The sequence below is a fragment of the Algiphilus sp. genome, from assembly GCF_023145115.1.
Classification (GTDB): Bacteria; Pseudomonadota; Gammaproteobacteria; order Nevskiales; family Nevskiaceae; genus Algiphilus.
Window position 1 is genome coordinate 95,189 of sequence record NZ_JAGLEJ010000016.1, and the last position, 26,665, is coordinate 121,853.

Sequence of the window (26,665 nt, forward strand, 5' to 3'; positions counted from 1 at the left end):
CCCTGCCATGCCGACTTTCACCAGAGCGCGTCCCGCGCAACCGCTCCGCCGGATCCCGGCGCTCCTGACCAGCCTGCTGCTGCCGGCCCTGGCACTGGCGACACCGCCCGAACGCGTGGTGTCGGTCGACGGATCGCTGACCGAGATCGTCTACGCCCTCGGCGAGGCGGACCGGCTGGTGGCGGTCGACACCACCAGCACCTACCCGCCCGAGGCGCTGGCGTCGCTGCCCAACGTCGGGTACATGCGGCAACTCTCGGCCGAGCCCATCCTGTCGCTGTCGCCCGACCTCGTGCTGAGCTCCAGCGACGCCGGGCCGCCGGCGGCACTCCAGCAGCTGCGCGAGGCCGGGGTCCCGGTGACCGGGATCGAGAACGACACCACGGCACAGGGCGTGCTCGACAAGATCCGCGCGGTGGGCGAGGCACTGTCGGCGCCCGACGCCGCCGCAGTGCTGGCCGAACGTGTCGAGGCCGCCTTCGCGGAGGCCCGTGCCGATGTCGCCCGGTACGACGACCGGCCGCGGGTGCTCTGCCTGCTGTCGGCCCGCGGATCGCCTGTGGCGGCCGGCGAGGACACCGCGGCCGCGCACCTCATCGCGCTCGCCGGCGGGCGCAACGCGGTGACCGGCTACAGCGGATACAAGCCGCTCAATCCGGAGGCCGCGGTGGCGCTGCGACCGGATGTCATCCTGCTGGCCGATCGCACGCTGAAGGATCTGGGCGGTCGCGAGACGCTGCTCGCCCGCCCCGAGCTGGCAGCCACGCCCGCCGGACAGGCCGGGCGCGTGGTGACCATGGACATGATGCTGATGCTCGGCTTCGGTCCGCGCACGCCGGAGGCGGTCCGCCGCGTGGCCGCGGCCATTCGCGGCGGAAGCGAGGCCGCGCAGGCGGCACCGTGACCACGGCCGCGCTGGGCGCCCTCGACGCACTCGACCGGCAGCGCCGGCGACGGCAGTCGATCGCGCTGGGCGTGCTCGCGGCCGGGCTCGTGTCGTCGGTGCTCACCGGCCTCGGCGTGGGAGCAGTCGGTATCGCGCCGCTGCAGTGCCTGGCGATCCTGGGCCATGCGCTCGGTCTGCCGCTGCCCTGGACCTACGAGCCGGTGCAGGCATCGGTGCTGCTCTCGATCCGGCTGCCGCGGGTCGTGCTGGGCGCGCTCACCGGGGCGTCGCTGGCCGCCTCCGGCGCCGCGCTGCAGGCGCTGTTCCGCAACCCGCTGGCCGACCCGGGGCTGATCGGCATCTCGAACGGTGCCGGCGTGGCGGCCGCAGGGGCGATCGTGCTGGCACCGCCGGCGGTGGCCGCGGCATTCGGCGGCTTCCTGCTGCCCCTCGCCGCCTTCGGCGGTGCGCTGGTCGCCACCATGGTGGTCTACCGCATCGCCACGCGCGACGGTCGCACCGAAGTCGCCACCCTGCTGCTGGCGGGGATCGCGCTGAACGCGATCGCCGCGGCCGGCATCGGCCTGCTGATCTTCCTGAGCACCGACCAGCAGCTGCGCGATCTCAACTTCTGGCTGCTGGGCAGCCTCGGCGGCACCACCTGGCAGGCGCTGCTGCCGGTCATCCCGTGCGTGACCGCACCGGTGCTGGCGATCGCGGTGCTGGCCGGACCGCTCAACGCCCTCCTGCTGGGCGAGGATGAAGCCGGACACCTCGGCGTTCCGGTGGAGCGCGTGAAGCGCATCGTCGTGGCGCTGGTGGCGCTGGCGGTGGGCGCAGGCGTGGCGCTGACCGGCATCATCGCCTTCGTGGGACTGGTGGTGCCGCACCTGCTGCGACTGGCCATCGGCCCCGATCACCGCATCGTGCTGCCGGGCTCGATCCTGCTCGGTGCAACCCTGATGCTGTTCGCGGATCTGCTGGCGCGCACGCTGGTGATCCCGGCCGAGCTGCCCGTCGGCGTGCTGACCAGCTGCGTCGGCGGCCCGTTCTTCCTGTGGCTGCTGATGCGGCGGCGCGGCGTGGCGATCTGGTGAGCCTGCAGGCCCGCGATCTGTCGGTGGCGCGCTCGGGTGTGCCGATCCTGCACCGGGTATCGCTGGACCTGGCGCCGGGCCGGCTGGTCGCCGTCATCGGTCCCAACGGAGCCGGCAAGTCCACGCTGCTGCACGCCATGGCGAGCGGTGCCGGCGGCGCGGTGACGCTGGACGGTGTGCCGCTGGAGCGCGTGCCGGGGCGGGTTCTGGCGCGCCGCCGCGCGGTGCTGCCGCAGGCAACCGCGCTGGCGTTCCCGTTCTCGGTGCTCGATGTGGTGCTGCTCGGCCGCGCCCCGCACGCCGGAGCCTCGACCCGCGCGCAGGATCTCGCCGCGGCGGATGCGGCGCTGCGCGCCACCCGGGCGCACCATCTCGCGCACCGACGCTATCCCACGCTCTCCGGCGGCGAGCGCCAGCGCGTGCAGCTCGCGCGCGCGCTGGCGCAGATCGGCCCCGGGCCGGGCGGTGACGCGCCGCCCGCCTATCTGCTGCTCGACGAGCCCACCAACAATCTCGACCTGGCGCACCAACACGGCGTGCTCGACACCGCCCGCCGCTTCTGCGACGCCGGCAACGGGGTGCTGGCGATCCTGCACGACCCCAACCTCGCGAGCCAGTACGCCGACACCGTCGCGGTGGTCACGGACGGCCATCTGCACCGCAACGGCACGCCCGAGGACATCATCACGCCCGCGATCATGACGGCGGTCTTCGGCGTGACGGCCGATGTCATCCCACACCCGCGGCTGGGCCACCCGGTGGTCGTGGCCAGCGGCACCGCCGCCACGCCATCATCCCCGCCTTCCGAACCAGGAGTCCCGCCATGAGCACCCTCATCGCCCTGAACCGGTTCCACGTCCGACGCGGCAGCGAAGCCGGCGGCAACCGGAATCCCTGCCGGGACGCCCCGCATTTCGGAGGCTTCGCGGTCACCCGGGAACTGGCCGCCTGAGGCCATCGGGCACGCAACCCTCGGGGGAGACGATGACCATGCGCAAGCCGAGCGCGGCCGTGCTGACGACGCTGCTCGCCCTCGCCGCCCTTCCGGCGGTCGGCGCGCCGGAATACCGCTGCCATCCCGAGCGCGTCGGGCATGGCACGGTCAGCGACCATCTCGCCGCGCGACTGCACGAGACCGCGAACCTCGAGGGCGAGGCCGCCCGGGCCGAGCACGAAGCGCTGCGCGACTTCACCAGTGCCACCAGCCTCGCGGGTGGCATCGTGCGCGCCCGGCTCGCCGGCCACTACCTGCGCGCCGGTCGCGCCGATGAAGCACTCGAAGCGGCGCTCCGGGCGGCGGCCAATCGTTACGTGCAGGGCCGCCTCGTCGACGACATGCGCGCCCTCGCGGCGCAGATCCACGCCAGCCGCGAACAGTGGGACCGGGTGGTCAATCTGCTGCAGCCGATCATCGACCGCGAATGCCGGCCGCCGAAACCGGCGACACGCTACCTGCTCGCGCTCGCCCATGCCCGGCACGGCGACCACGACCTTGCGCTGGGCGAGATCGATGCCGCATGCCCGCGCGACGAGACGGATGCGCACCGCTGGGTGGAGATGGCCCTGCGCATCGATTGCGCGGCGAATGGTGCGACCGCCTGCGCCCGCCGCCTGCTCGACTACGCGCGCCTGCCCGAGCCGACTCCGGAGCTGCTGCGCCTGCTGAACCACGGTCTGTCCGGACTCGCCGGCTACCCGGATGCGCGGCCGCTCCTGGCGCGCGCCGAGGCAGCGGGCGTGATCGACGCACAGCATCGGGTGATGCCGCAGCCGCGCCGCGAGACCGCGCCGCTGCGGGTGATCGAGCGGGCACCTCCCGATTATCCGCCGGAGGCTCTGCATAGCGGCTTCGGTGGCGGCTACACGCTGGTCGAGATCGCCGTCTCCGCCGAAGGCACCGTCACCGCCACCCGGATCCTCGACGAATCCCCGCCGGGCCTTTTCGGGGCGGCGTCGCGCGAGGCGGCACTCCGGCACCGCTATCTGCCGAGACGCGTCGACGGCGAGGCCGTCCCGGCGATCACGCGCACGCGCTTCCATTTCCGCGTCCGCAGGGACGGCGAGCCCCTGCCAGCGACGCAGGAGGGTGTCGAGAATATGCCGTCGGCCGAGAACCCGCGGCCGGCATGGACGCCACCCGAACCGCCCGGACTCTCGACAGCCTGCATCCGGTCGCCCGATACTGCCGCTCCGTAGCCTGCGCCGATGCGCCTGGAAAGGGACTTCCGATGCGTGAGATGCTCGTGCTGTCGCTGTGCGCGACCCTTGGCTGGCTGTCGCCGGCCGCCGCCGGTGGTCCGTCCGTCGCCGTCGCCCAGCTCGATGCGCTCTGCGTGCAGGGCGAGGAGCACAACCTGCGCTGGCTGCGCTTCTCCGCCGACATGGAGTGCAGGCTCAACGGCCCGGTCGCCTGCGCCGAACGGCTGGTGGGCTACCTCGACAGCCACCATCCGAGCCCGACCCTGGCCGCCTTCATCAACGACGCGCTTGCCCGGGTTGCGCGCCATCCCGAAGCGCATCCGACGCTGACGCGCGCGCATCGGCGCGGCCTGCTCGACGCGCGGTATCAGCTCGCGGTGAATGCCGGCGCCGGCGAGGCGACCGTCTACCGCATCCCCGACACGCTGCCCGCCGCACCGGACTACCCGGACGAGGCGCTGGCGCAGGGACACTCCGGCCATGTCCTGCTGGGCATGGCCATCGGCACCGATGGGCGGGTCTCCGGCATGCACATCCTCGAGTCGTCGCCGGAAGGCGTCTTCGAGGACGCCGCCGTGCGCTGGGCGGCTACCGAGCGACGCTACCCGCCGCGCCGCATCGACGGCCGGCCGGTGCCGTCGGCCAGTCGCGTGCTGCTGCGCTTCAGCGCCGACGGCACCGGGGCCGGCGACATGCGCGTGCGCCCGCCGAAGGCCGATCCCTGCGTACGCCTGCGGGCGGCTTCCTGACGGGATGACGCCGCCACCGGTACAGCCCGGTGGCGGCATCCCCGGTGGCTGCTACTCCGCCGACAGGGGCCGGTACCGGAAGGTGACCGTGCCGCTGGTCTCGCCGCTCTCGTCGTAGTAGTCGATGAGCTGAAGGGCATAGCGCGGCGCGGCGTCATCCCCGGTATCCGTGGCCACCGTGTAGACGCGGTAGTTCGGCCAGAGCAGATGGCCGCCGGCGACCCCGTAGGCGTACCAGCTCGAGTCGGCGAAGATGCCGCCGGTGGTGTCGGCCACGTAGAGACTGGTCAGGGAGCCACCGTCGCCGGAGGTGGTGGCGCTGGGGTACGCGGAGAGCTCGCTCCATTCCGACGGGCCGAGAGCGCCGCCATCGCCGTCGCCGCTCGGGCCGCTGTTGGTGCGCAGGTGGAAGTCGCGGCCGACGAAGGCGACCTTCAGGTCCCAGGCCGTGCCGGTGCAGTCGACATTCTCGTCGGCGTCGAAGTCGAAGCACACTTCGCCGCCCTCGCCCGGAACCGACCCGGTGAAGGTCGCGGTGCCGCTGAGCTGCTGGGTACCGGCGGGCTGCACGTCGAACGCGATCTCGAAGGACTGGATGCCGTTGCCGGCGCGCGTCGGGAAGTCGATGGCGGTGACCCGCATGCGCGCGTAGCTGTCGCCCTCGCCGGACCGCAGCAGCCAGCCGTTGTCCGGGTTGGCGCTGATGTTGCCGGTGGTCACGTCGTAGCGATACCAGCCGTAGTCATAGGTGGTGGGGCCGCGCTCCACGCCGACGTCGAAGGCGGTGGTGACGCTGTCGGTGACCCAGTCCTCGACCGCGGGCAGCTCGCCGGTCAGATGCTCGTACTCGCTCTCCGGCGTGGCGTTGGTGAAGACGCTGGCGTCGGGCTCGCCGCCCTCGGCGTAGAAGTCGTCCTGGGCCACGCTGAGCGCGCCACCCACGCTGCCCGGACCCGACGCGCCGCCGTTGAGCATGAGGAAATAGCGCCGGAAGGCGATGTCCCAGGCTTCCGAGTCCGATGCCTCGGCGTCGCTCAGCGCCACCACCTCGCCGCTGTCGAAGTCGAAATGGACGTGGGTGTCCTGCGCGATGGCGTCGACCGTGCAGGTGACGACGCCGTTCTCGTCGGCATCACCGCACGCGCGCTGGGCGACGTCGTCACCACCGCCATCGTCGTTGCCGCCTCCGCCTCCGCCGTCGGAGCCGGAGTCACAGGCGGTGACGGCGAGATTGAGGAATACCGCGAGCAGAATCAGTCGTTGCCATTGCATGGAAGGTCCTCCCGGGGAACGGGGTGGCAGGGTCAGTGGACACGCCAGGCATAACGCAGCCCGGCGTAGACGAAGCGCCCGTCGATCGGGCCGAAATCGTTGGGGTCGGCGAAGTCGCGCTGGGTGTTGAAGACGTTGTCGACGCCCAGGAACCAGCGGGTGCTGCGCGACCAGTCGAAATTGATCGCGAGGTCGAGCACCTGCCACGACGGCGACCGCGCGCCGTCGGCAGTGGCGACCAGCTCGTCGCTCTGGTAGCGACCGCGCGCGCTCACGGCCACGCGGCGGGCCGCCTGCCAGTCGACGCCGAGGCGCGCCTGGTGATCGGGGCGCCGTGTCAGCGCGCTGCCGGTGTCCTCGTCGCGCGTACGCATGCGGGTGTAGCCGGCGCTGAGGGCGAGCGCGGGCGAGGCCTGCCAGCGCGCCGCGATCTCCACGCCGCGCGTGCGCGCCCGGGCGACGTTCTCGTAGGTGAACTGCTGCACGCCGTCGACCACCGGCGCGTCGGCGGTGTCGACCTGGATGAGGTCGCGCAGCCGGTTGTCGAACAGATTGATGTCCAGCCAGGTGCCCGGCCCGCGCCCGAGTCGCCCGTCCAGCTGCCAGCTGCGTGATGTCTCCGGCTGCAGGTCCGGGTTGCCGATGACGACATAGCCCAGCGAGGAATGATCGAAGCGGTAGCGGCGCTCCTTGAGATCGGGCACGCGATAGCCCTCGGCCCAACCCGCCCGCAGCACGCCCTCCCAGCCGCCGGCTTCCAGCACCCGACCGCGCAGGCTCACCTTGGGGGCGGCATGGCCGCCGAAGTCGGAATCGTCCTGGTGGCGCAGACCGAGCAGAAGCTCCCAGTCGTCGCCGATGAAGATGTCGTCCTGGAGGAAGACCTCGCGGCTGTCACGGGCGACCGTGCCCGCGGTGTCGAGCTCGCTGCCGCCGTCGATCGACTGCACCAGCGATGCTTCCTGCCAGGTGGCGCCGAGCTGCAGCAGATGGCCGCCGAGCGCCGGCAGGTCCGCGATCGCGGTGACATGGGTCAGCCCGAGCTCGGCGTCGCGATCGTCGAAGCTGCTGCCGGCCGCGTGCTTGCGGGTCTCGTCGTCGAGCGTCTCGTCGACCGCATCCAGGCGCAGACGAAAGCCGTTCGCGGCGTGCCATTCGCCGCCGGCGCCGAGGCGCAGGCGCTGCGCATCCTCGCGCTTCTGCTGCTCGACCTCGCGACCCGGCAGACTCTGGAGGAAGCGGCTGACGGCGCGCTCGCGAAAGCTGCTGGCGCCGAGATACAGCGTGCTGCCGGCGCGCGGGCGCCACTCGCCGCGGAGGTCGAGCTGGCGGCGCTGCACCGCATCGCCGGGCTGCGACCAGGTCGCCGGCTCGGGGTCGACGCCGTCGCTGTCGCGGATGTCGCCGGCGAGCCGCAGGCGCCATTCGCGACTGCCGCCCTGCACGCGGAAGCGGCCGTGGCGGTTGCCCGGCACGAAGGCGTCTCCGGAGGGGTTCTGCGCCCCGTAGCTGCCGGCATCCAGCATGACGCTGCCTGCCAGGCCGGGTGCGATGTCGCGCGTGATGACGTTGATGACGCCGCCCATCGCGGCGCTGCCGTACTGCGCGGACATGGCGCCCTTGACCACCTCGATGCGCTCGACATCGGCGAGCGCCAGCTGACTGAGATCCACGGTCGATCCGGTGGTCGCGGTCATCGGCAGCCCGTCCACCAGCACCAGCACCTGCTCGCCGCTGAGGCCCTGCAGTGAAGCCTCGTATCCGGCCTTGCCGTGGATCGGACGCAGCTGCAGCCCGGGCACGTTCTCCAGTGCCTCCTTGAGCGTGCGCGCATGGGTGCGGTCGATTTCCTCCCGGTCGACCACCTCGACACGCACCGGCGAATCTGCCGACGGCCGCTCGGTGCGCGTCCCGGTCACGACGATCGGTTCCAGCGACCGTGCAGCGGAACCGTCGGCGCCCGCGGGCACGGCCGCCGCGCCCGCGAGGGCGGTCAGCAGCACGCGGCACCGAAGCAACGGACGAGCCCTCATCAACCTTCCCGTGAAACGCCGCCGCTGGCGGCATGCGGACCCGTCCGGCAGGGAGCGCACACGGGCCCGTCCAGCCGGGTGAAGGAGAACGCGCGCTTCCCGGGCCATGGCGCGGGAGGCGAGCCTGCTATGCATTGAATGATAACTATTGCCATTTGAATGTCAATCGCGTTGAGTCGCCGCCCAACGATGGCACTGGGAATGATTTGTATTTACAATCCCTGCCCCTGATGTCATGCGCTGCCGTGCAGCCGGCTCGCGCACAGGAGCCCGTCTTGCACGCATCCGCCGAACCCGACGCCGTCGCGGCGCTGTACGCCAGTCATCACGGCTGGCTGCACGCGCTGCTGCATCGCCGGCTGGGGTGTACCGAGACCGCCGCCGACCTCGCGCACGACGCCTTTCTGCGTCTGCTGGTGACGCCGCGCCGCTTCGACAGCTTTCAGGGCACGCGCGCCTATCTCAGCCGTGTCGCCAGGGGTCTGTGCGTCGATCTGTGGCGCCGGCGCGAGATCGAGCGCGCCTGGCTGGAGGCGCTCGCCGCCCAGCCCGAGGCGACGGCGCCGCCCGCCGAGCATCACGCCATGGTCATCGAGACGCTGTGCCAGATGGACGCCATGCTCGCGAGCCTGCCGCGCCGGGTGGCCGACGCCTTCGTGCTGGCCCAGGTGCGCGGGCTGACCTATCGCGAGATCGCGGCCCGGCTGGAGGTGTCCGAACGCATGGTCAAGAAGTACATGGCGCGCGCGATGCTGCACTGCGCGCTGCTCGAGGCAGAGCTCGACGAGGCGGCGGCGTGACCGCCGTGCCGCCGCGCCGCCGCGAGCCCGATTTCCGCAGCCTGGAACAGGCCGCGGAGTGGTTCGCGCTGCTGCGCTCCGGTGCCGCCACCGCGCGCGACGAGGCGGGGTGGCGGCAGTGGCTGGAGCGCTCGACCGCGCATCGCACGGCCTGGGCCTATGTCGAATCCGTCAGCCAGCGGTTCGCGCAGCTGCAGGACAGCGCCGGCTCGGATGCGGCGGCGAGCGCGCTGGCCGCCGGCCGCGAGCACCGCGGGAGCCGCCGCCGGGCGCTGAAGACGCTGGCCGGTCTGGGGGCGATCGCCCCGCTCGGCTGGATGGCCTGGTCGCACACGCCGCTCGGCACGGCGGCGCGCAGCCGCTTCGCCGATCACCGCACGGCAGTGGGCGAAACCCGCTCGGTGACGCTGGCCGACGGCACACGCGTCTGGCTCGACAGCGCCAGCGCCATCTCGGTCCACTACGACACCGGGCGCCGGCACGTCGATCTCGTCGCCGGCGGGATACTGGTCGAAACGGCGCCGGACCGCGCCGACCGCCCCTTCGTGGTGGCGAGCGATCACGGCCGGCTGCGGCCGCTCGGCACCCGTTTCAGCGCCCGCCGGCAGGCCGACCACACCGAAGCCGCGGTCTACGTAGGGGCGGTGGCACTGCAACCCGGGCGCACCGACGGCCCCACCGTGCTGAAAGCGGGCGATGGTGTCCGCTTCGATGCCGGAGGCGTCACGGCGCGCTTCGCGGTCACCGACGACCACGCGGCCTGGACGCGCGGCGTGCTGGTCGCGGACCACATGCCGCTGGGCGAGGTGGTCGCAGCCATCGGGCGCTACCGGCACGGATACCTCGGTGTCGATCCGGCGGTCGCAACGCTCGCCGTCATGGGCGTGTACCGACTCGACGACCCCGGGCACGCGCTGGCGATGCTCGCGGAGGCATTGCCGGTGCGCATCCACTGCCCGCTGCCGTGGTGGACCACGGTGGTGGCGGACAAGCGCTGACCCGGGCGAACGGGACGCCCGGCGCGGTTCCCCTTTCGGGCGCCTCGTTCGATTCCCTGATGAAAGCACCGCCACGCATCATCAGGGAGTCGCACACATGACCATTTCCAACCGCCCGGCGCGCACCCGCGCACCGATCCTCGCGCTCGCCCTCGCCGCCGGCAGCGCCGGCCTGATGGCCGCGATGGCGCCGCTGTCCGCCGTGCACGCCCAGGCGGCCACCACCGAGGCGCGGCGCTTCGACATTCCGGCCGGCCCGCTGACCGCGGCGCTGAACCGCTTCGCGGTGGCCGCCGATCTCGCGCTGAGCGGCAACGGCGCGCTCACCGACGGCAAGTCGAGCCCGGGCCTGCAGGGCCGCTTCACGGTCGGCGAGGGCCTCGAACGCCTGCTCGACGGCACCGGGCTCGGCTACCGGCTGACCGACGGCGGCGTCGTCATCACCGAAGGCGGCGACAGCGCCACCCTGGCGCCGATCGAGATCGAGGGCGCTGCCGCCTACGACGAGAACGCCGGTGCCGCCGACCGCGCCGGGAGCATCACGATCACGCCCGCCGAGCTCGAGCGGCGCAATCCGGCCACCGTCAAGCAGGTCTTCGCCGGCGAGGCCGGCGTCTCCGTGGGTGGCGCCATCCCGCTGTCGCAGAAGGTCTACGTCAACGGCGTCGAGGAGACCCAGCTCGCGGTCAGCATCGACGGTGCGCGCCAGAACAACAAGGTCTTCCACCACGCCGGTACCAACATCATCGACCCGAGCCTGCTCAAGCTGGCGCGCGTCGATCCCGGCGTGGCGCCGGCCGATGCCGGCCCGGGCGCGCTCGGCGGTTCGATCGCCTACGAGACCGTCGATGTCGACGACGTGCTGTCCGAGGGGCGACGCGCCGGCGGCTTCGCCAGCGCCGCCTTCGACAGCAACAGCGGCCGCCTCGGCACCGGCGTGGCCGCCTACGGCCGAGCCGGCGATTTCGAGGGGCTGGGCTACCTCAACCGCGTCAGCGGGGATGACTACGAGGACGGCGACGGCTCCGAAGTGCCCGGCACCGAGTCCGACATGCTGAGCTATCTGCTGAAGTCCGGTTACCAGCGGGACGGGCACCGCATAGAGCTCTCCGCGGAGCGCGTGCTGGACGACGCCAACCGGCCGTTCCGCGCCAACATCGGCGACCTCATCGGGCGCGAGGATCCGGATGTGCGCCGCTACGAGCTCGAGCGGCAGAACTTCACGCTCGGCTACAGCACGGTGGACGCGGGTGGGTTGTGGGATCCGGAAGCCGTGCTCGGCTTCGGGCGCACGCGCATCGACGTGCCCGAACCCTTCGGCAGCATCGGTGAGACCTCCAGCGTCTCCGGCAACCTGCGCAACCGCTTCCATTTCGGGCTCGGCACGCTGACCGCCGGCGTCGACTTCTTCGCCGACGAGGCCAGCTACCGCGACCCGGCGACCGCGGAGCTGCGCGAGGAAGCCGACAACGTCGGCGTGTTCGCACAGGCGCGACTGAATCCACTGGCGCGACTGGCGGTGTCGCTGGGCGCGCGCTTCGACCGCGAGCGGTTCACCGGCGTCGACGGCAGCGGAATCGACAACGACGGCGTCAGCGGCAACATCGCCGCCACCATCCAGGCGACCGACTGGCTTGCCCTCAACGCCGGCTATTCAGATGTCTTCGGCGGCGTGCGGCTGGCCGAGAACTACATCCTCAATCCGGAGTGGGAGTACGGCGACATCGACGGCGTGCGCGCGGCGAGCTACCGGGCCGGGTTCGAGGCGAAGGCGGGCGGCTTCTCCCTGGAGGGCGGCATCTTCGAGAGCGACTTCACCGATGCGCGCGACGAATCCTACAGCGAGGGACCGACACTCACCACCGACTTCAAGTCCGAGGGCTACCGTCTGGCGACCGGCTACCAGTGGGGCCCGGGCTTCGCGCGACTGAGCTATGCCGACACCGAGGTCACCCTCAACGGCCTCCCGGCGGACTCCTATTCCTCGCAGTACCTGGGGACACCACTCGGCCGCATCATCGCGCTGGAAGTCGGTCACCAGTTCGCGACGCTGCCGCTGACCCTGGGCGGCACGGTCGACGCCGCGCTCGAGAACACCGACCCCGTCGACGCCGGCGGACAGGCGCTGGAGGCCTACGAGGTGCTGAACGTCTACGCCGAGTACCGCGCCGCGCTGGCGCAGTCCCTGGTGCTGCGCGTCGAGGCCAACAATGTCTTCGACGAGGCCTACGCCGACCGCGCCACCTACGGCCAGGAGTTCGACACCGTTCGCCCGCTGGCCGAGCCCGGCCGCTCCTTCCTGCTGATGGCAAAGCTGACCTTCTGAGGAGACGCGCGGCGACGGCCGGGACACGACCCGCCCGGTCGCCGCCGCGGGTCGGCGGGATGGCCCCCCGCCGGCCTGCTATGGTCGGGCCTCCGAATGCCGAGGCGACACCGGAGGAGGAGACCGGACATGGAAGCCGACGCCGACGACCTGCGCGCGCGCGTGCTGCGCTTCGTGGAGGAGGTCGTCTATCCGCGCGAGGCGGAGCTGGAAGCGGCCGACGACGCCACCCGCGACGCGCTGCTGCGGACCCTGTCCGAGCAGGCCCGTTCGGCGGGGCTGTGGGCGCTCGGGCACCCGCGCGAGCTGGGCGGCGGCGGGCTCTCCTTCATGGCGTACGTGCGCATCAACGAGGTCATCGGGCGTTCGTACTGGGCGATGCTGGCGCTGGGCACGGCGTCGCTGCAGGACAGCCTCATGGTGTGGCGCCACGGCACGCCGGCCTGGCACGAGCGCTATCTGCGTCCGATCGTGGCCGGCGAGTTCCTGCCCAGCTTCGCCATGACCGAGCCCGAGGTGTCGAGCTCGGACCCGACGCAGCTCGCCACCACCGCGCGCCTGGAGGACGGGCACTGGGTGGTGAACGGCCGCAAGTGGTTCACCACCGGCGCTGCGCAGGCGCGCTACACCACGGTGATGTGCCGCACGGAGGACGCCGACGCACCACCGCACAGGGCGTTCAGCCTCATCATCGTTCCCACCGATGCGCCCGGCTACCGGATCGTGCGCGACCTTCCGGCGCTGGGCATTGCCGGCAATCACTACGAGATCGCGCTGGAGGACCTGCGCGTACCCGAGGATCATCTGCTGGGCCGGCGCGGCGCCGGTTTCGCCATCGCGCAGGAGCGGCTGGGTCCGGGGCGGATCTTCCACTGCATGCGCTGGCTGGGGCAGGCACAGCGCGCATTCGACCTGATGTGCCGGCGCCTGCATGCGCGCAGCGCCTTCGGCGAGGCGCTGGCCGAGAAGCAGCTCATGCAGGCGCACGTCTTCGAGAGCGCCGCCGAGATCCGCAGCGCCCGCGAGCTGACCCTGGCCGCCGCCCGCCGCATGGACAGCGGCGACCAGGCGCGCGACGAGATCGCCGTCATCAAGGTGCTGGGCGCGCGCATGCTGCACAACGTCATCGACCGCGCCATCCAGGTCTACGGCGCCGCCGGCCTCACGCCCGACACGCCGCTGTCGGTGATGTACCGGCACGCGCGCGAAGCGCGCATCTACGACGGCCCCGACGAGGTGCACATGCAGTCGGTGGCGCGCCGGCTGCTCAAGGCCTATCGTGACGACGGCCCGGGCATCGACTTCGGCGCGGAGCCGGCATGAGCGTGGACGCCGCCGCCGAACGCGTGGCCGAAGCATGGCGCCGGCGCCACGGCGAAACGCTGACCGTTCACGCCGCGGAAGCGCTGTCGGCCGGCGCCGCGTCGACCAGCATCGCGCTCGATGTCGAGGCCGGCGGCGAGCAGCGCCAGCTCGTGCTGCAGCTCGCCGGCGCGGGCGCCGCAGAGGAATTTCCGGGCGCGCTCGACAAGGCGACTCAGGCGCGCGTGCAGGCGCTGGCCGCCGAGCGCGGCGTGCCCACGCCGGCCGTTCTGCTGACGCTCGACGCCGGCGACGGCCAGGGCGCCGGTTTCGTCACCGCCCGCGTCGACGGCGAGACCCTCGGCGGTCGCATCGTGCACGGCAGTGCCTTCGCTCAGGCGCGCCAGCATCTGGCAGCGCAGTGTGCCGGGGCACTCGCGCGCGTCCACGCCCTCGATCCGGGCGCCTTCGACTTCCTGCCGCGGCTCGACGCGGGCGCACAGCTGGCCGAGCTGGCGCGGCTGCACCGGCCCTTCGGTGAAGCGCTGCCGGCATTCGAGGCCGCCATCGCATGGCTGGAGCGCGAGACGCCCGAACCGCAGGAACCACGGCTGGTGCACGGCGACTTCCGAACCGGCAACTTCCTCGTCGATGCCGACGGCCTGTCGGCGGTGCTGGACTGGGAGCTCGCCCATCTCGGCGATCCGGCCGAGGACATCGGCTGGCTGTGCATGCGCTCCTGGCGCTTCGGTCGCGATGACCTGCCGGCCGGCGGCTTCGCGGCCCGCGACGACTTCCTGGCGCGCTACGCCGCGCTCGGCGGCGCGCGCGTCGAACCGGAACGCGTGCGCTACTGGGAACTGCTGGCTGCGCTCAAGTGGGGCGTGGTCTGCCAGTCCTTCGGGTGGCAGTACGTACGGGGCCACACCATGGCGCTGGAACCAGCGATGATCGGCCGGCGCGTGGCCGAGACCGAGCTGCACATCATCGATCTGCTGGAAGGACGCGGAGACTGACATGGCCGCCAACCGCCCCCACGCCGTCGAGCTGCTCGATGCCGGACGCGCCGCGCTGGCAGGGCTCGGCGAAGCCGGCCCCAAGCAGGCGCGCTACCAGCTCCGGCTGGCGCTGGGCGCCATTGACATCGTGCGCCGCGAGCTCCGCGACGGCGCCGAACTGGCCGAGCGCGAGCGCACCGCCCTCGCGACGCTGCTGCATCGCGATGCGGACACGGTCGCGGCACTGCGCGAAGCGCTCTGCGCGGCGCTGCGCGACGGAACCTTCCAGCCCGACGACCCGGCCGTGCTGGCCGCGCTGCGGGTCGCCGCCGAGTCGCACCTTGCCATCGACAACCCCGATCTGGCGGCACTGCCGCCACGCGACCGGGCGCCTTCATGAAAAAGGGCCGGCCCCTCCCGGGACCGGCCACCACACTGTCTGCCTCCTCCGGTGACGCGATGGCGCGTCGACCGTCGATCAGAACGACAGGCCGAGGCTCACGATGCCGGTGAGGAAATCGTCCTCCGGATTGCCGATGACATCCTCGGACGTCATGTAGTAGGTCGTGCCGAAGCCCAGGCTCCAGCTGCCATACGCTTCCGGGACGAAGGTCATCGGCACCGAGGCCGAGAGACCCACCGAGGAATAGGCGTAGCCGCCCTCGCCCTCGATGTAGTAGTCGTCCGAGACCATCGCGACCGCGACCGGCACCGAGAACGACACCGAGCCGACATCGAAGCCCGGGCCCACCGACAGCACGTATACCTGACCTTCCTCGGCACCGGCCTCGCTGCCCACGCGCATGTGCACGGTCAGACCCGGGTTGAGGGCGAAACCGCCGCCCCAGACGCCGGAATCATCCAGCCCCACGCTGAGGTCGAGGATGCGCTCGGCGGTGACGCCGCCGTAGTTCCATTCCTGGTAGGTCACGCCGAAGGAGGCGATGCCGGCGCCGTAGCCGATGCCGATGTAGGTATCGATCTCCTGGATGTTGCCGCCCACGGTGGCCGGGCCGTCGGAGTTATCGTTGACGTCGCCCCAGACGCCGAAATTCCACGAGAAGCCGTTGGGCAGACTGGTGGCGATGTCGAACCACACGAAGGTCGTCGACTGCGAGCCGTAGAAGTCGCTGCCGCCGCCCCAGACGTCGGCACCGTACGAGACGAAGTGCGACGCGTAGTCGACCCCGAAGGATCCGCTGACCGCGCTGCCGGCCTCGTCCGCGATGGCCGGGCTGCTCGCGCCCCACACGAGCGCGCCGGCGAGCGCCGGAAAGATGGCGTTTCTGAGTTGCTTCATGGTTGCTCCCTGATGGTTCCGTCGAATGTGCGCCCCGCGGGTCCCCCTGACGCATTCCCCTTTCCTGGCGGGACGCAGGAAATGCGCGTCGGACGGATTCTTGGCGAGCGGGGTCACCCGGGGGCATACGTCAAATGACGTAAAGCCCGTGTGCACCGGGAGCGGTCGGCGGCCGCAGCCGCCATTGGAACGGGCGATCAGCGCCCGGTATGCGTGACCCACATGTCGAGCGCCAGCAGCAGCGCGTGGGTCTGGTGCTGGGCGACGTCGATGCGCAACGCGGCGTTGCGGCGGCTGTTCTGCACGCCGCCGAGCGCGTGCGGATCATCGGCCGGCGCATCGGCCACGAAGGCATTGGCGAGATGGTGACCCACCTGCCAGCGGCTGAGGTTGCGGAGCCCCATGCGGATGACGCGGTCGAGCTTGTCGCGCCGCGGGTCGTCGTTGCGGCGGGCGACATCGAAGGCGCAGACCAGGCCCTCGAAGGCGTAGGCGGTGTTGCGGCGGCGCTCCAGGATGCGATGGGTATCGATCATCCACACCGCCAGCTCGAGCAGGCGGCCGCTCCAGAGCCCGGCGCGGTCGCGGCCGGCTCCGATGATCTCGTGCCAGCTCATCGAGGCCCACTGGTAGAAGCCCTTGGTGGTATCGGAGTCGGCGTCCTCGGCGCGGGCCACCCGCACGTTGGCGTCGTAGCCGGCCTCGGCGAGGGCATCGATCGCGGACCAGAGGTCGTCACAGCCGGCGTGGCGCGCGGCCTTGCACAGCGCGAGCAGCGCCTCGCCCTCCGAATACGGTGACGGTTCCCCGATACCTTCGCCGGTGTGCGCGTCGAAGATGTCGGGAATGCGCCCATTGGCGTCGCGCAATCGCAGGATCTGCGCGATGCAGCCGTGCACGGTCCCCAGCCAGTCCGCCCGGGCATCGGCATCGCCGTCATCGGTGCGCAGCAGCTCGATGTGGGCGAGCGCGATCAGCGCCAGCGTGCCGAGCCGCGCCACGCCGTCGCCCGGATAGAGCGGCCATCGCCGTCCCTGTTCGTCGACGCGCTCGCCGGCGCGCCAGAAGTCGAGCGCACGCAGCAGCGCCGCGCGGGTCTGGGCGCCGGGATGCGCCCGGTGCAGCAGGGCGAGGCCCCAGGTCGCGCCGGCCTGGCGCACCTGGTTGTCCTCGTCGGTATACAGGCGCGAGCGCCAGTCGTACTCGTAGACGAAGTTGCCGCGGCGCCGCTGGCTCGCCAGCATGAACTGCCGGCCGAGCACCACGCCCGTGTCGAGGTCGAAGCGCGACACCGGCTTGCCGCGCCAGCGCGTCTCGCCCGTCCACCAGTTGTCGGGGCGTCGGTCCCGCGTTCCGCCCGCGGCTCGTGCTCGGCTCACTTCCCGCATCTCCCTGTGCTGATCGCCGTGCGCGCTCCGGTCGCGGGGGCGGGCACGTGCATACTGCCGACTATGGTGCCCGAAGCATCGCCGAGCGATCCGATCCCCTTCATCACGCTGCCCAACTGGGTCAAGGCGGCGACGCGCTGCGGCTTCAACATCCAGCCCATCTTCGACGAGCTGGGCATCACCACCGATCTGCTGCATCTGGAGACCGCCACCATCGAGCGGACCGTGATGGAGGCGCTCATGGCGCGCTGCGTGGCGAGCGCGCGCGATCAGCACTTTCCCTTCGCGCTGGGCGAGACCTTCGCCTTCGACTATCTGCCCGATCTCGAGGCCTTCCTCACCACCAGTCCAACCCTGCGCGAAGCCACCGGGATCTTCGACTGGGTGCGCGAGCTCATCAATCCCATGCTGACGGTGACGCTGCACGAGCACGGCGATACCGCGGTGCTGGCACTGCGCTTCGCCGACCCGTCCGCCGACCCGCCGACGCGGCCCTGGCTGAGCGAGGCCATGTTCGCGTCCATCCTGAAGTTCGGCCGCATGCTGGTTGGTGACGACGCGCCCTTCACGGTGCTGCGCTTCCGGCACCCGCCGCCGCCGCACGCCGCCGCCTACCAGCCCTTCTTCCGGGTGCCGGTGCGCTTCAACGAGGCGCAGCACGCGCTGGAATATCCGCGCCGGTTGCTCGACCTCCCGCTGTCGGGCGGCTATCCGGCGCTGCACGAGCAGGCGCGCCAGCGCATCGAGCGCCGCGCCCGGGCGGTGCCACGACGCAGCGGCGTGGTGGCCGAAATCGAGCGCGCGCTCGCCCACCGCCCGGCGCTGCTCGGCGCCGGCGTCGACGCCGTGGCCGAGGAGATCGGGCTGCATCCGCGCACCCTGCAGCGCCGCCTGACCGACGCCGGAACGCGCTTCGGGGCGGTGCAGGCGCAGGCGCGCCGGCAGCTGGCCGAGCGCTATCTCGCCGACGCGACGCTCGACATCGAGACCATCAGCGAGCGGCTCGGCTTCTCGGACCGGCGCAGCTTCACGCGCGCGTTCACCCGCTGGACCGGCGAAACGCCCAGCGCCTGGCGCGCCCGCGGCGGCGATTGACGCGGGCTGTCGCGAATGGTTCCCTGCCGTCGCGGGCGGTCATAGCGCCCGCCCCCGGCGCTGCCTAGAGTGCCAGGCGTACCAAGCTGCTGGAGACCGGCATGAGCGAACACGAGCGACGCATCGTTCCGCGTCAGGGGCCCGACCTGGACCTCGACGGCGACATCCCGAAGTACTGGTTCGGCGGCGACGCCTTCAAGACGCGCTTCTTCGACGCCATGTCGCTGCTCTTCCCGGAGGGCGAGAAGTTCTTCATCACCTGCGTGCGCGATTTCCGCGACCAGATCGACGACCCCGAGCTGGCCGCGCAGGTGAAGGACTTCACCTATCAGGAAGGCCAGCACGGCATGGTGCACACGCGCTTCAACAACCGGCTGAAGGCGCAGGGCATCGCCGTCGACGAGATCCTGGAGAACCAGAAGCGGATCATGTTCGGCACCTTCCGCAAGCGCTTCTCCAGGCGCTTCACGCTGGCGCAGACAGCGGCCGCCGAGCACCTCACGGCGATGATGGCGCACGGCTTCTTCAACGGCGAGCTGTTCGCCGATGCCGATCCGCGCATTCGTGCCATGTATGCCTGGCACGCGGTCGAGGAGATCGAGCACAAGGCGGTGGCCTTCGACGTCTACAAGCGGGTCGCGAAGGGCGGCTACGGCACGCGGATCGCCGCGATGATGATGACCTCGTTCACCTTCCCGTTCCACGTCTTCCTGATCATGCGGCACATGTTCGCGGTGGACGGCGTGGAGAACCGCGGTCGCGTCTGGCGCAAGGGCCTGTGGTGGCTGTACGGACCGGGCGGCCTCTATCCGCGGCTGATGCGCAGCTACCTGACCTACTACAAGCCCGGCTTCCACCCCTGGCAGCACGGGGACCTCAGCGTCTACGAGCTGTGGAACGACAGCTTCGAGCGCAACGGCGGCGATGCCATCGGCGCCGCCGATGCGGTCATGGCCGCGACCCGCGAGCGCGCGGCGGCCTGATCAACCCGCGAGCGGCGCGGGGCGACCGAACAGGAAACCCTGGCCGTAGGCCACGCCCAGGTCGACGAGCGCGTCGGCCTGGGCGTCGCTCTCGATGCCCTCGGCGATGCAGTCCACGTCGAGATCGCGCGCCAGCAGCGTGATGGTGCGCAGGATCTTGGCGCTGGCGGGATCGCTGAGCATGGTGGCGACGAAGCTGCGGTCGATCTTGAGCGCGGTCAGCGGCAGGCGGTGCAGATAGGCCAGCGAGCTGTAGCCGGTGCCGAAGTCGTCGAGCATGATGCCCATGCCGATCGCGCGCGCCCGGTCCAGCCAGGCGATGGCGCTGTCCCACTGCGTGAGCAGATGCGTCTCGGTGACTTCCAGCCGCATGCGCGCGGTCGGGATGCCGCGCTCGGCGAGCGCGTCGGCGATCTGGTCCAGCACCAGGGCATCGCCGAACTGGCGCACCGAGACGTTGATCGAGACGTAAGCCGCATCGTCCAGCGCCGCGAGGGCGGCGACGGCGGTCGCGCCCACCCAGCGACCGAAGCGGATGGCCAGATCCGAGCGCTCGGTCACCGGGATGAACTCGGGCGGCGGCACCAGCCGCCCGTCGCGCTCCCAGCGCGCCAGCGCCTCGTAGCCGACCGGCGCACGGTCCGACAGGCGCAGCACGGGCTGGAAGTGCAGGCGGAATTCCCCGTCATCGAGCCCGGCCGAGATGGCGTGCTCCTGCTGCAGCGCGCGCAGCGCATCCTGCGCGTCGTCCGGCTGGCGGTCGCGCGACGGCGGTGACGGGGTGTCCCCCAGGGTGGCGCGCAGCCGCGCCATGACCGTGCCGAGCACCAGCCGCAGCAGCGGATCGCTGGCGTCGAGACGCTGCTGCAGGTGGGCGCGGCTGATCGCGCGCAGCCGCGTCGGCTCCCGCGCCGAGGCTCCGGCCGCGCGCGGCTTGCGATTGACCAGCGCCATCTCGCCGAACACCTCGCCGGGGCCGAGCTCGGCGACCGCCTCGCGCTCACCGGAGGCTCCGACGGACCAGATCGCCACGCGGCCCTGCTCGATGATGAAGGCCTCGTCGCCGGCGTCGCCCTGGCGGAAGATGTCCTCGCCGGCGGCGTAGTCGCGGGTGTAGCGCGGGCTGTCCATGCGGCGAAGCGCCTGCGAGCCCGCGGACGGGCCTCAGCCCGTCAGCATCCAGGCCAGCGCCGCGCCGGCCACTGCCAGTACCGCCAGCACCCACCACAGCGTGCGCCGGGGTCGTGCCGGCTCCGGCGCGGCACCGCCGCCGGGCACCTCGAACACGAAATCGATGCGCCCGACCCGGATGTGGTCGCCATGCCGCAGCACGGCGCTGGTGGCGCGCTTGCCGTTGACGAAGGTGCCGTTGGTGGACAGCAGGTTGGCAATGCGCCAGTTGCCGCCGTCGCGCGTCATGCGGGCGTGCTCGGACGACACGCTGGCCTCGTCGATGACCAGGTCGCAGTGCGGCGCGCGGCCGATGACCAGGCTGGGCCTGTCCAGCGGAATGACGCGCCCGGCCACCGACTCCGAGGCACCGCGCAGCGACACGGTGGCGCCCGCGGGCACCTCGGTGACCGACTCGGCGATCAGCCGGTCGAGTTCGTTCTGCGAGAAGATCTGCGTGCCCTGCGGGCCGCGCCGCGTGCCCTGGTCGCCGGCGCCGGATTCCGGTTCCGCCATGGTCCTGCCCACCCCCTGTAAGGCGAGACCCCAAGCATACCCCCGGGCCGCCCGCAATCGAAGCCCCCCGGGTTCGGGGGCGCCCGCGGCGCGCGAGCGCGATGACCCTGCAGGTAATTGGCGCCGTTACCGGGTAGCGCTAGGCTGCGCTCCATGACCCGGCAAGCCCCCCACTTCGGCGATCTCCTGCGCACCTGGCGCCAGCGGCGCCGGCTCAGTCAGCTGGCGCTGTCGCTCGAGTCCGGCGTGTCGCAGCGCCACATCAGCTTCGTGGAATCGGGCCGTGCCACCCCCAGCCGGGAACTCGTCATGCGGCTGGCGCAGCACCTGTCGGTGCCGATGCGCGAGCGCAACACGCTGCTGGTGGCCGCCGGCTTCGCGCCGGTGTATCGCGAACGGGCGCTCGACGAGCCCGAGCTCGGGGCCGCGCGCGAGGCCATGGCGCAGATCCTGCGCGGGCACGAGCCGCATCCGGCGATCGCGGTCGACCGGCACTGGAACCTGGTCAGCACCAACCGCATGTTCGGCTTCCTGGTCGGCGGCGTCGATCCGGCGCTCCTGCAGCCCCCGATCAACGTGCTGCGCTGCAGCCTGCACCCGCGCGGCCTGGGTCCGCGCGTGCTGAACTACGCGCAGTGGCATGCGCATGTGCTGGAACGCCTGGCCGAGCTGGCGGAGCACACCGGCGACAGCGCGTTCACCGACCTCATCGCCGAGCTGCGCGGCTACCCCGAACCGGGCGAGCCGGCACCGCCGGCATCGCCCGCGGCCAGCATCGCGATCCCCTTCCGGCTGCGGCTGGACGACGGTACGGCGCTGTCCTTCATCACCACCACCACGGTCTTCGGCACCGCGGTCGACATCACGCTCTCCGAACTCACCATCGAGACCATGTTCCCGACCGATGCGGAGACCGTGGCCGCGATGCGCGCGCTCTGGGAGACGCTGCCGGCGGCGTAGGGCGCTAGTAGGCCACGGTGCCGAGCTGCCGCATCTGGCGCAGGATCCAGGCCTGGCGCTCGCGCAGGTAGGGTCCGGGTCGCGCCGCGTCGAGACCGTCCGGGTCGGGCAGCACGCCCGCCAGCAGGGCCGACTGCGCCGGCGTCAGCGTCGCGGCGCTGGTCCCGAACAGGCGCACTGCTGCCGCTTCGGCGCCGAAGGTGCGGTCGTCGAACTGGGCGATGTTGAGGTACACCTCCATGATGCGCGCCTTCGGCCACAGCAGCTCGATCCACACCGTGAGGTAGGCCTCGACCACCTTGCGCAGATAGGTGCGCGCAGGCGTCAGGAACAGATTCTTGGCGACCTGCTGGCTGATCGAGCTGCCGCCCCGGATCGACCCGCCCTCGAGATTGCTTTCCAGTGCATCGCCGATGGCCGACCACACGAAGCCGTGATGCTCGGCGAAGGTCTGGTCCTCGGCCGCGATCACCGCCTGCGACAGCGACGGCGCGATGCGGTCCAGGTCGACCCAGACCTGATGGATCCCGCCACCGTCGCTCTGCCAGTGCGCGCGCACCATGAAGGCCGAGGTCGGCGGATCGACCCAGCGCAGCAGCAGCACCAGCAGGCCGGGCCCGGCCACGACCGCCAGCACGCTCCACAGCAGCCACCGCCGCACGCGACGGCGCCATCCCTTGCCGGATCTGCGCATAGCCAACTCGAAAGCCCCCGGGGCAACCCTGCGCACAGTCTGCCCCACCCTCGCCGGACCGCCGATGAACGCGGCGCCGGTCGCCCGGTCAGACCAGCAGGAGCAGCCCGAAGGCGCCGCCGGCCACCGCCAGACCGGCGATACCGAACAGCCCGTCATTGGCGGTGAGCGACAGGGCGAGCAGCGCGATGGCGAGCGCGGGCAGCGCGGCCGCGAAGGGCACCAGTTCGAGCGGCACCATGATCGCGGCCAGCAGCACCACCACCAGCGAAAGCGCACGCTGCATCGGGCCGGTCGTCAGCGCATCGAGCCGCGGCCGCAGCAGCCGGTCGACGCGCTGCGCCCACGGCCGCAGACGGCCGAATGCCGTCACCATGCGCGCGCGCGACACGCTGCGCTCGCGCAGTCTCCGGGGCACCCAGGGCTCGGCGCTGCCCAGCACGCGCTGACCCGCGATCAGCACCAGTACCGCCGCCATCGCGCTCGGAACGAAGGGGATCATGCCCACCGGCGTGATCACGATCAGCGCCGGAACCAGCAGCATCGGGCCGAACAGGCGCCCGGAGAACGCGTGCAGCAGATCCGCCACCGCGACGCGCCGCTGTCCGCTCGATGCGCGCTCGAGCCGGTCGAGCACGCTGGTGATGTTCTCGGCCACGCGCCGCTAGTCCGCGCCCAGGACCGCTGTCAGTACCGCCCGCGTCCGCTCCGGCTCGATCACCGCATCGAGCTCCAGATGCGCGGCCATCTCGGTGGCGCGACCGCGCTCGTAGGCCTCCGCCAGCAGCGCGTCGAAGCGGCGCTGGCGCGCTTCCGGATCGGTGATGGCCTCGAGCTCCCGGCGATAGCCGAGCTTGACGGCACCTTCCAGCCCCATGCCGCCGAACTCGCCGCTGGGCCACGACACGGCGTAGGCCGGCCGCGCGAAGCTGCCCCCGGCCAGCGCCATCGCGCCCAGGCCGTAGCCACGCCGCAGGAACACCGCCAGCCAGGGCACCGGCGCCTGCACGCCCTCGGCGAAGAGACGCGACATGCGGCGCACCGCGCCCTGCGCCTCGCTCTCCGGACCGACCATGAAGCCGGGCGTGTCGATCAGCGAGACGATGGGCAGGCCCTGGCGGCCGCACAGGGCGACGAAGTCGGCCACCTTGTCGGCGGCCTCGGCATCGATCGCGCCGCCGAGGTGCCGGCAGTCGCTCGCCAGCACGCCCACGGGCCGGCCATCGAGGCGCGCCAGCGCGGTGAGCACGGCACGGCCCCGGGCCGCGCGCAGCTCCAGCACGCTGTCGGCATCGAAGAGCTGCGCGACGATGCGGCGCACGTCGTAGGCGTAGCGCCGATCGGCCGGCAAGAGGGCGCCGATGCCCTGCTGATCGGGCGCCACGCCGGAAACCCGTGTACCGCGCAGGAGGCCGAGCGCGCGACGCGCGAGCCGCGTGGCGTCGGCCTCGTCCTCGGCCAGCAGATCGACCACGCCGTTGTCGACCTGCTCGGCGGCGGGGCCGATCGCGGTCGGCGCCACCTTGCCGAGGCCGCCGCCCTCGATCATGGCGGGGCCGGCCATGCCGATCCACGAGCGGCGCGTGGCGATGGTGATGTCGGCGGCCCCGAACAGCGCGGCATTGCCCGCGAAGCAGTAGCCGTTGGCCACCGCCACGCGCGGCACGACCCCGCGCAGCCCCGCCCACAGCGCGAAGGTGGTCAACTCGAGACCGGCCACCTGCGTAGTGACATCGGTATCGCCGGGCCGACCGCCGCCGCCCTCGGCGAACATCACCACCGGCAGCCGCTCGTCGCGCGCGATGCCCAGCATGCGGTCGAGCTTGCGGTGATGGAAATAGCCCTGCGTGCCGGCGAGCACGCTGTAATCGTTGACGATGACCGCCGCCTCCGCGCCATCGATGCGGGCACGGCCGGTGATGACACCGTCGGCAGCGGTATCGCGGCGCAGGCTGTCGGCATCGCGCCGGCCGCGCTGTGCGGCCACTGCCAGCTGTCCGTACTCGACGAAGCTGTCGCGGTCGCAGAGATCGGCGACATTCTCACGCGCGGTGCGGTAGCCCCGGGCATGGCGGGCATCGCGCTGCTCGGCACGGGCATCGTCGCCGGTGGCGTGCAGCCGCGCCCGCAGATCCGCCCGGCCCGGCTCGCCGCCGCCGGTGTCCGCGGTCGCCGCCTGCGGGCCGGATGCCGGCAGCGCTGCAGCCTCGAACCGGGCCAGCGGCTGATCCTGCGTGACGGTATCGCCGTCCGCGACCAGCCACTCGGTGACACGCCCGGCGGCGCGCGCAGCCACCGGAATCTGCATCTTCATCGATTCGAGCACCAGCAGCGTCGCGCCGGCATCGACGGCCTCACCCGGCGCGGCGACACGCCGCGCGACCACCGCAGCGGTCGGTGCCAGCAGCCAGTCGGGTACGGATTCGGCGGATGCGGTCATGCGGCGACCAGCGTGGGCGTGCGATGAAGCGTAGCAACAGCGCGCGCCGGCGGCTCGCCATCGCGCGGATGCCCTGCGCCCGCTACGCTTGCGGGACTCGCCATCGCCCCGGAAACGCATGATCCGACCAACCGCCGTGCTCACCTGCCTGCTGCTCGCCGCCTGCGCCAGCGCGCCGGCCGAACGCGCGCCCCGCGACAGCGCGCCTGCAGAGACGACGGCGCCGTCACCGGATCCGGATCCGGCTCGAGCGCCGGAGCGCGACTCGGCCGCCGCCGATTCGGGTGAGGGCGGCGACCGGGCCGCATTCGCCGACTGGCGTGCCGATTTCCGAGCGCGCGCCCGAGCCGAGGGCATCGCCGAGCCGGTACTGGCGACGGCGCTGGCATCGGCGCGCTACCTGCCCGCGGTCATCGAGCGCGATCGCGCCCAGCCCGAGCTCACCCGGCAGGTATGGGAGTACCTCGATATCGCGGTATCGCCGTCGCGCGTGAGCCGGGGCCGGGAGCAGCGCGAGGCTCACGCCGGCGCGATCGAGGCGGCGGCGCAGCGCTACGGCGTCGACCCGACCGTGCTGGTCGCGGTATGGGGCCTCGAAAGCAGCTACGGAAGCAACTTCGGCGACACTCCGACCATCGACGCGCTGGCGACGCTCGCCTTCGAGGGCCGGCGCCGTACCTTCGCCGAACGCGAGCTGCTGGCCGCGCTGCGCATCATCGGCGACGGCGACATCGCCCCGGACGCGATGCGCGGCTCATGGGCCGGCGCGATGGGGCACACCCAGTTCCTGCCGACGAGCTTCCGCGCCTACGCCGTGGACGCGGACGGCGACGGGCGGCGCGACATCTGGCACAGCATTCCCGATGTGATGGCGTCGACCGCCCACTACCTGAGCCGTGCCGGCTGGCGGCAGGGTCAGCCCTGGGGCGCCGAGGTGGTGCTGCCCGCCGACTTCGACTACGCCCTGGCCGGCTCCGGCAACGGCCGTCCGGCGAACGCCTGGGCGGCACTCGGGGTGCGCGCCGCGGACGGCGGCGCGCTGCCCGAGCTGCCGGCGGCGACCGTCCTCGTGCCGGCGGGGGCGCGCGGACCGGCCTTCCTGGTCGGCGGCAACTTCGACGCCATCCTGCGCTACAACAACGCCACCAGCTACGCGCTGGCCATCGGCCTGCTCGCCCGGCGCATCGACGGCGGCGACGGCCTCGCCGCGGAATGGCCGCGGGCGCTGGAGGCGCTCACCCGCGACCAGGTCACCGAGATGCAGCGCCTGCTCAATGCCCGCGGCTTCGACGCGGGCGCGGCGGACGGCCTGCTCGGCCCCAACACGCGCTCGGCGCTGCGCGCCTTCCAGACCGCACAGGGGCTGGTACCCGACGGCTTCCCGACCGTCGCATTGCTGGCGCGTTTGCGGCACAGTCAGCAGGATCGCTAGTCCGTCGTCGGGCCCGCAGCCGGCACC

Annotated in this window: 25 protein-coding genes; 16 read left to right on the plus strand and 9 right to left on the minus strand. The window is 72.0% G+C overall.

What is annotated here, in order from left to right; genetic code table 11:
• Positions 1-7 precede the first annotated feature (7 nt).
• From KAH28_RS05955 to KAH28_RS05980, 6 genes are read left to right on the plus strand one after another with little or no spacing between them, the layout of a single operon-like run.
• Complete coding sequence (locus KAH28_RS05955; protein ID WP_290575061.1) at positions 8-904, plus strand: hemin ABC transporter substrate-binding protein; 897 nt, start codon at positions 8-10, stop codon at positions 902-904.
• A complete protein-coding gene (locus KAH28_RS05960) occupies positions 901-1,983 on the plus strand; it encodes an iron chelate uptake ABC transporter family permease subunit (protein WP_290575062.1) in 1,083 nt (360 codons plus the stop codon). Before KAH28_RS05955 ends, KAH28_RS05960 begins: the two co-directional genes overlap by 4 nt.
• On the plus strand, positions 1,980-2,810 hold the full coding sequence (locus KAH28_RS05965; protein ID WP_290575063.1) for a heme ABC transporter ATP-binding protein: 831 nt from the start codon (positions 1,980-1,982) through the stop codon (positions 2,808-2,810). Before KAH28_RS05960 ends, KAH28_RS05965 begins: the two co-directional genes overlap by 4 nt.
• Positions 2,807-2,935 carry a hypothetical protein gene (locus KAH28_RS05970; RefSeq protein ID WP_290575064.1) on the plus strand — a complete coding sequence of 43 codons (129 nt, stop codon included), beginning with the start codon at positions 2,807-2,809 and terminating at the stop codon, positions 2,933-2,935. Before KAH28_RS05965 ends, KAH28_RS05970 begins: the two co-directional genes overlap by 4 nt.
• Positions 2,936-2,973: 38 nt before the next feature.
• The gene (locus KAH28_RS05975; RefSeq protein ID WP_290575065.1) at positions 2,974-4,179 is read left to right on the plus strand and encodes an energy transducer TonB; all 1,206 of its coding nucleotides are present in this window, start codon (positions 2,974-2,976) and stop codon (positions 4,177-4,179) included.
• Between the two features lie 32 nt (positions 4,180-4,211).
• On the plus strand, positions 4,212-4,931 hold the full coding sequence (locus tag KAH28_RS05980; protein WP_290575066.1) for an energy transducer TonB: 720 nt from the start codon (positions 4,212-4,214) through the stop codon (positions 4,929-4,931).
• Between the two features lie 51 nt (positions 4,932-4,982).
• Here KAH28_RS05980 and KAH28_RS05985 read toward each other — a convergent pair whose 3' ends face one another.
• Positions 4,983-6,203 carry an HmuY family protein gene (locus tag KAH28_RS05985; protein WP_290575067.1) on the minus strand — a complete coding sequence of 407 codons (1,221 nt, stop codon included), beginning with the start codon at positions 6,201-6,203 and terminating at the stop codon, positions 4,983-4,985.
• 32 nt (positions 6,204-6,235) lie between these two features.
• Positions 6,236-8,206: a TonB-dependent receptor gene (locus KAH28_RS05990; protein ID WP_290575068.1), complete on the minus strand. Its 1,971-nt coding sequence runs from the start codon at positions 8,204-8,206 to the stop codon at positions 6,236-6,238.
• Positions 8,207-8,511: 305 nt separating this feature from the next.
• Between KAH28_RS05990 and KAH28_RS05995 the strand changes: the two genes are divergently transcribed.
• From KAH28_RS05995 to KAH28_RS06020, 6 genes are all read left to right on the plus strand, one after another.
• Positions 8,512-9,036 carry a sigma-70 family RNA polymerase sigma factor gene (locus KAH28_RS05995; RefSeq protein WP_290575069.1) on the plus strand — a complete coding sequence of 175 codons (525 nt, stop codon included), beginning with the start codon at positions 8,512-8,514 and terminating at the stop codon, positions 9,034-9,036.
• Positions 9,033-10,034 carry a FecR family protein gene (locus KAH28_RS06000; protein ID WP_290575070.1) on the plus strand — a complete coding sequence of 334 codons (1,002 nt, stop codon included), beginning with the start codon at positions 9,033-9,035 and terminating at the stop codon, positions 10,032-10,034. The genes KAH28_RS05995 and KAH28_RS06000 overlap by 4 nt, the downstream gene beginning before the upstream one ends.
• Positions 10,035-10,131: 97 nt before the next feature.
• Complete coding sequence (locus tag KAH28_RS06005) at positions 10,132-12,360, plus strand: TonB-dependent receptor (RefSeq protein ID WP_290575071.1); 2,229 nt, start codon at positions 10,132-10,134, stop codon at positions 12,358-12,360.
• A 129-nt stretch (positions 12,361-12,489) separates the two neighbouring features.
• A complete protein-coding gene (locus KAH28_RS06010) occupies positions 12,490-13,683 on the plus strand; it encodes an acyl-CoA dehydrogenase family protein (protein WP_290575072.1) in 1,194 nt (397 codons plus the stop codon).
• Complete coding sequence (locus tag KAH28_RS06015; protein ID WP_290575073.1) at positions 13,680-14,678, plus strand: phosphotransferase family protein; 999 nt, start codon at positions 13,680-13,682, stop codon at positions 14,676-14,678. The genes KAH28_RS06010 and KAH28_RS06015 overlap by 4 nt, the downstream gene beginning before the upstream one ends.
• A 1-nt stretch (position 14,679) precedes the next feature.
• On the plus strand, positions 14,680-15,060 hold the full coding sequence (locus tag KAH28_RS06020) for a DUF6285 domain-containing protein (protein ID WP_290575074.1): 381 nt from the start codon (positions 14,680-14,682) through the stop codon (positions 15,058-15,060).
• Positions 15,061-15,138: 78 nt separating this feature from the next.
• Here the strand turns inward: KAH28_RS06020 and KAH28_RS06025 are convergent, their stop codons facing one another.
• Positions 15,139-15,960, minus strand: a complete 822-nt coding sequence (locus KAH28_RS06025; protein WP_290575075.1) for a hypothetical protein — start codon at positions 15,958-15,960, stop codon at positions 15,139-15,141.
• Positions 15,961-16,157: 197 nt separating this feature from the next.
• Entirely contained in the window at positions 16,158-17,339 is a 1,182-nt protein-coding gene (locus tag KAH28_RS06030; RefSeq protein ID WP_290575076.1) for a hypothetical protein, read from the minus strand.
• Positions 17,340-17,411: 72 nt separating this feature from the next.
• Here KAH28_RS06030 and KAH28_RS06035 point away from each other — a divergent pair, with 72 nt between their 5' ends.
• Positions 17,412-18,443 carry an AraC family transcriptional regulator gene (locus KAH28_RS06035; protein WP_290575077.1) on the plus strand — a complete coding sequence of 344 codons (1,032 nt, stop codon included), beginning with the start codon at positions 17,412-17,414 and terminating at the stop codon, positions 18,441-18,443.
• A gap of 101 nt (positions 18,444-18,544) precedes the next feature.
• A complete protein-coding gene (locus tag KAH28_RS06040; protein WP_290575078.1) occupies positions 18,545-19,426 on the plus strand; it encodes a metal-dependent hydrolase in 882 nt (293 codons plus the stop codon).
• On the opposite strand, the gene KAH28_RS06045 is transcribed toward KAH28_RS06040, so the two are convergent.
• Together KAH28_RS06045 and KAH28_RS06050 are read right to left on the minus strand one after the other, a co-directional pair.
• Positions 19,427-20,557, minus strand: coding sequence for an EAL domain-containing protein (locus KAH28_RS06045; RefSeq protein WP_290575079.1), 1,131 nt, complete (start codon positions 20,555-20,557; stop codon positions 19,427-19,429). It lies immediately after the preceding gene.
• Positions 20,558-20,590: 33 nt separating this feature from the next.
• Positions 20,591-21,112 carry an FHA domain-containing protein gene (locus KAH28_RS06050; RefSeq protein WP_290575080.1) on the minus strand — a complete coding sequence of 174 codons (522 nt, stop codon included), beginning with the start codon at positions 21,110-21,112 and terminating at the stop codon, positions 20,591-20,593.
• A gap of 153 nt (positions 21,113-21,265) precedes the next feature.
• Here KAH28_RS06050 and KAH28_RS06055 point away from each other — a divergent pair, with 153 nt between their 5' ends.
• On the plus strand, positions 21,266-22,072 hold the full coding sequence (locus KAH28_RS06055) for a helix-turn-helix transcriptional regulator (RefSeq protein WP_290575081.1): 807 nt from the start codon (positions 21,266-21,268) through the stop codon (positions 22,070-22,072).
• Between the two features lie 4 nt (positions 22,073-22,076).
• Here KAH28_RS06055 and mtgA read toward each other — a convergent pair whose 3' ends face one another.
• The 3 genes from mtgA to KAH28_RS06070 form a co-directional block, all read right to left on the minus strand.
• Positions 22,077-22,766 carry a monofunctional biosynthetic peptidoglycan transglycosylase gene (mtgA, locus tag KAH28_RS06060; protein ID WP_290575082.1) on the minus strand — a complete coding sequence of 230 codons (690 nt, stop codon included), beginning with the start codon at positions 22,764-22,766 and terminating at the stop codon, positions 22,077-22,079.
• 88 nt (positions 22,767-22,854) lie between these two features.
• Positions 22,855-23,424 (minus strand): exopolysaccharide biosynthesis protein, encoded by a 570-nt coding sequence (locus KAH28_RS06065; protein ID WP_290575083.1) that lies wholly within the window; start codon positions 23,422-23,424, stop codon positions 22,855-22,857.
• A gap of 6 nt (positions 23,425-23,430) precedes the next feature.
• Complete coding sequence (locus tag KAH28_RS06070) at positions 23,431-25,206, minus strand: carboxyl transferase domain-containing protein (RefSeq protein ID WP_290575084.1); 1,776 nt, start codon at positions 25,204-25,206, stop codon at positions 23,431-23,433.
• Positions 25,207-25,324: 118 nt separating this feature from the next.
• Between KAH28_RS06070 and KAH28_RS06075 the strand changes: the two genes are divergently transcribed.
• Positions 25,325-26,638: a lytic murein transglycosylase gene (locus KAH28_RS06075; RefSeq protein ID WP_290575085.1), complete on the plus strand. Its 1,314-nt coding sequence runs from the start codon at positions 25,325-25,327 to the stop codon at positions 26,636-26,638.
• The last annotated feature ends 27 nt before the right edge of the window (positions 26,639-26,665 follow it).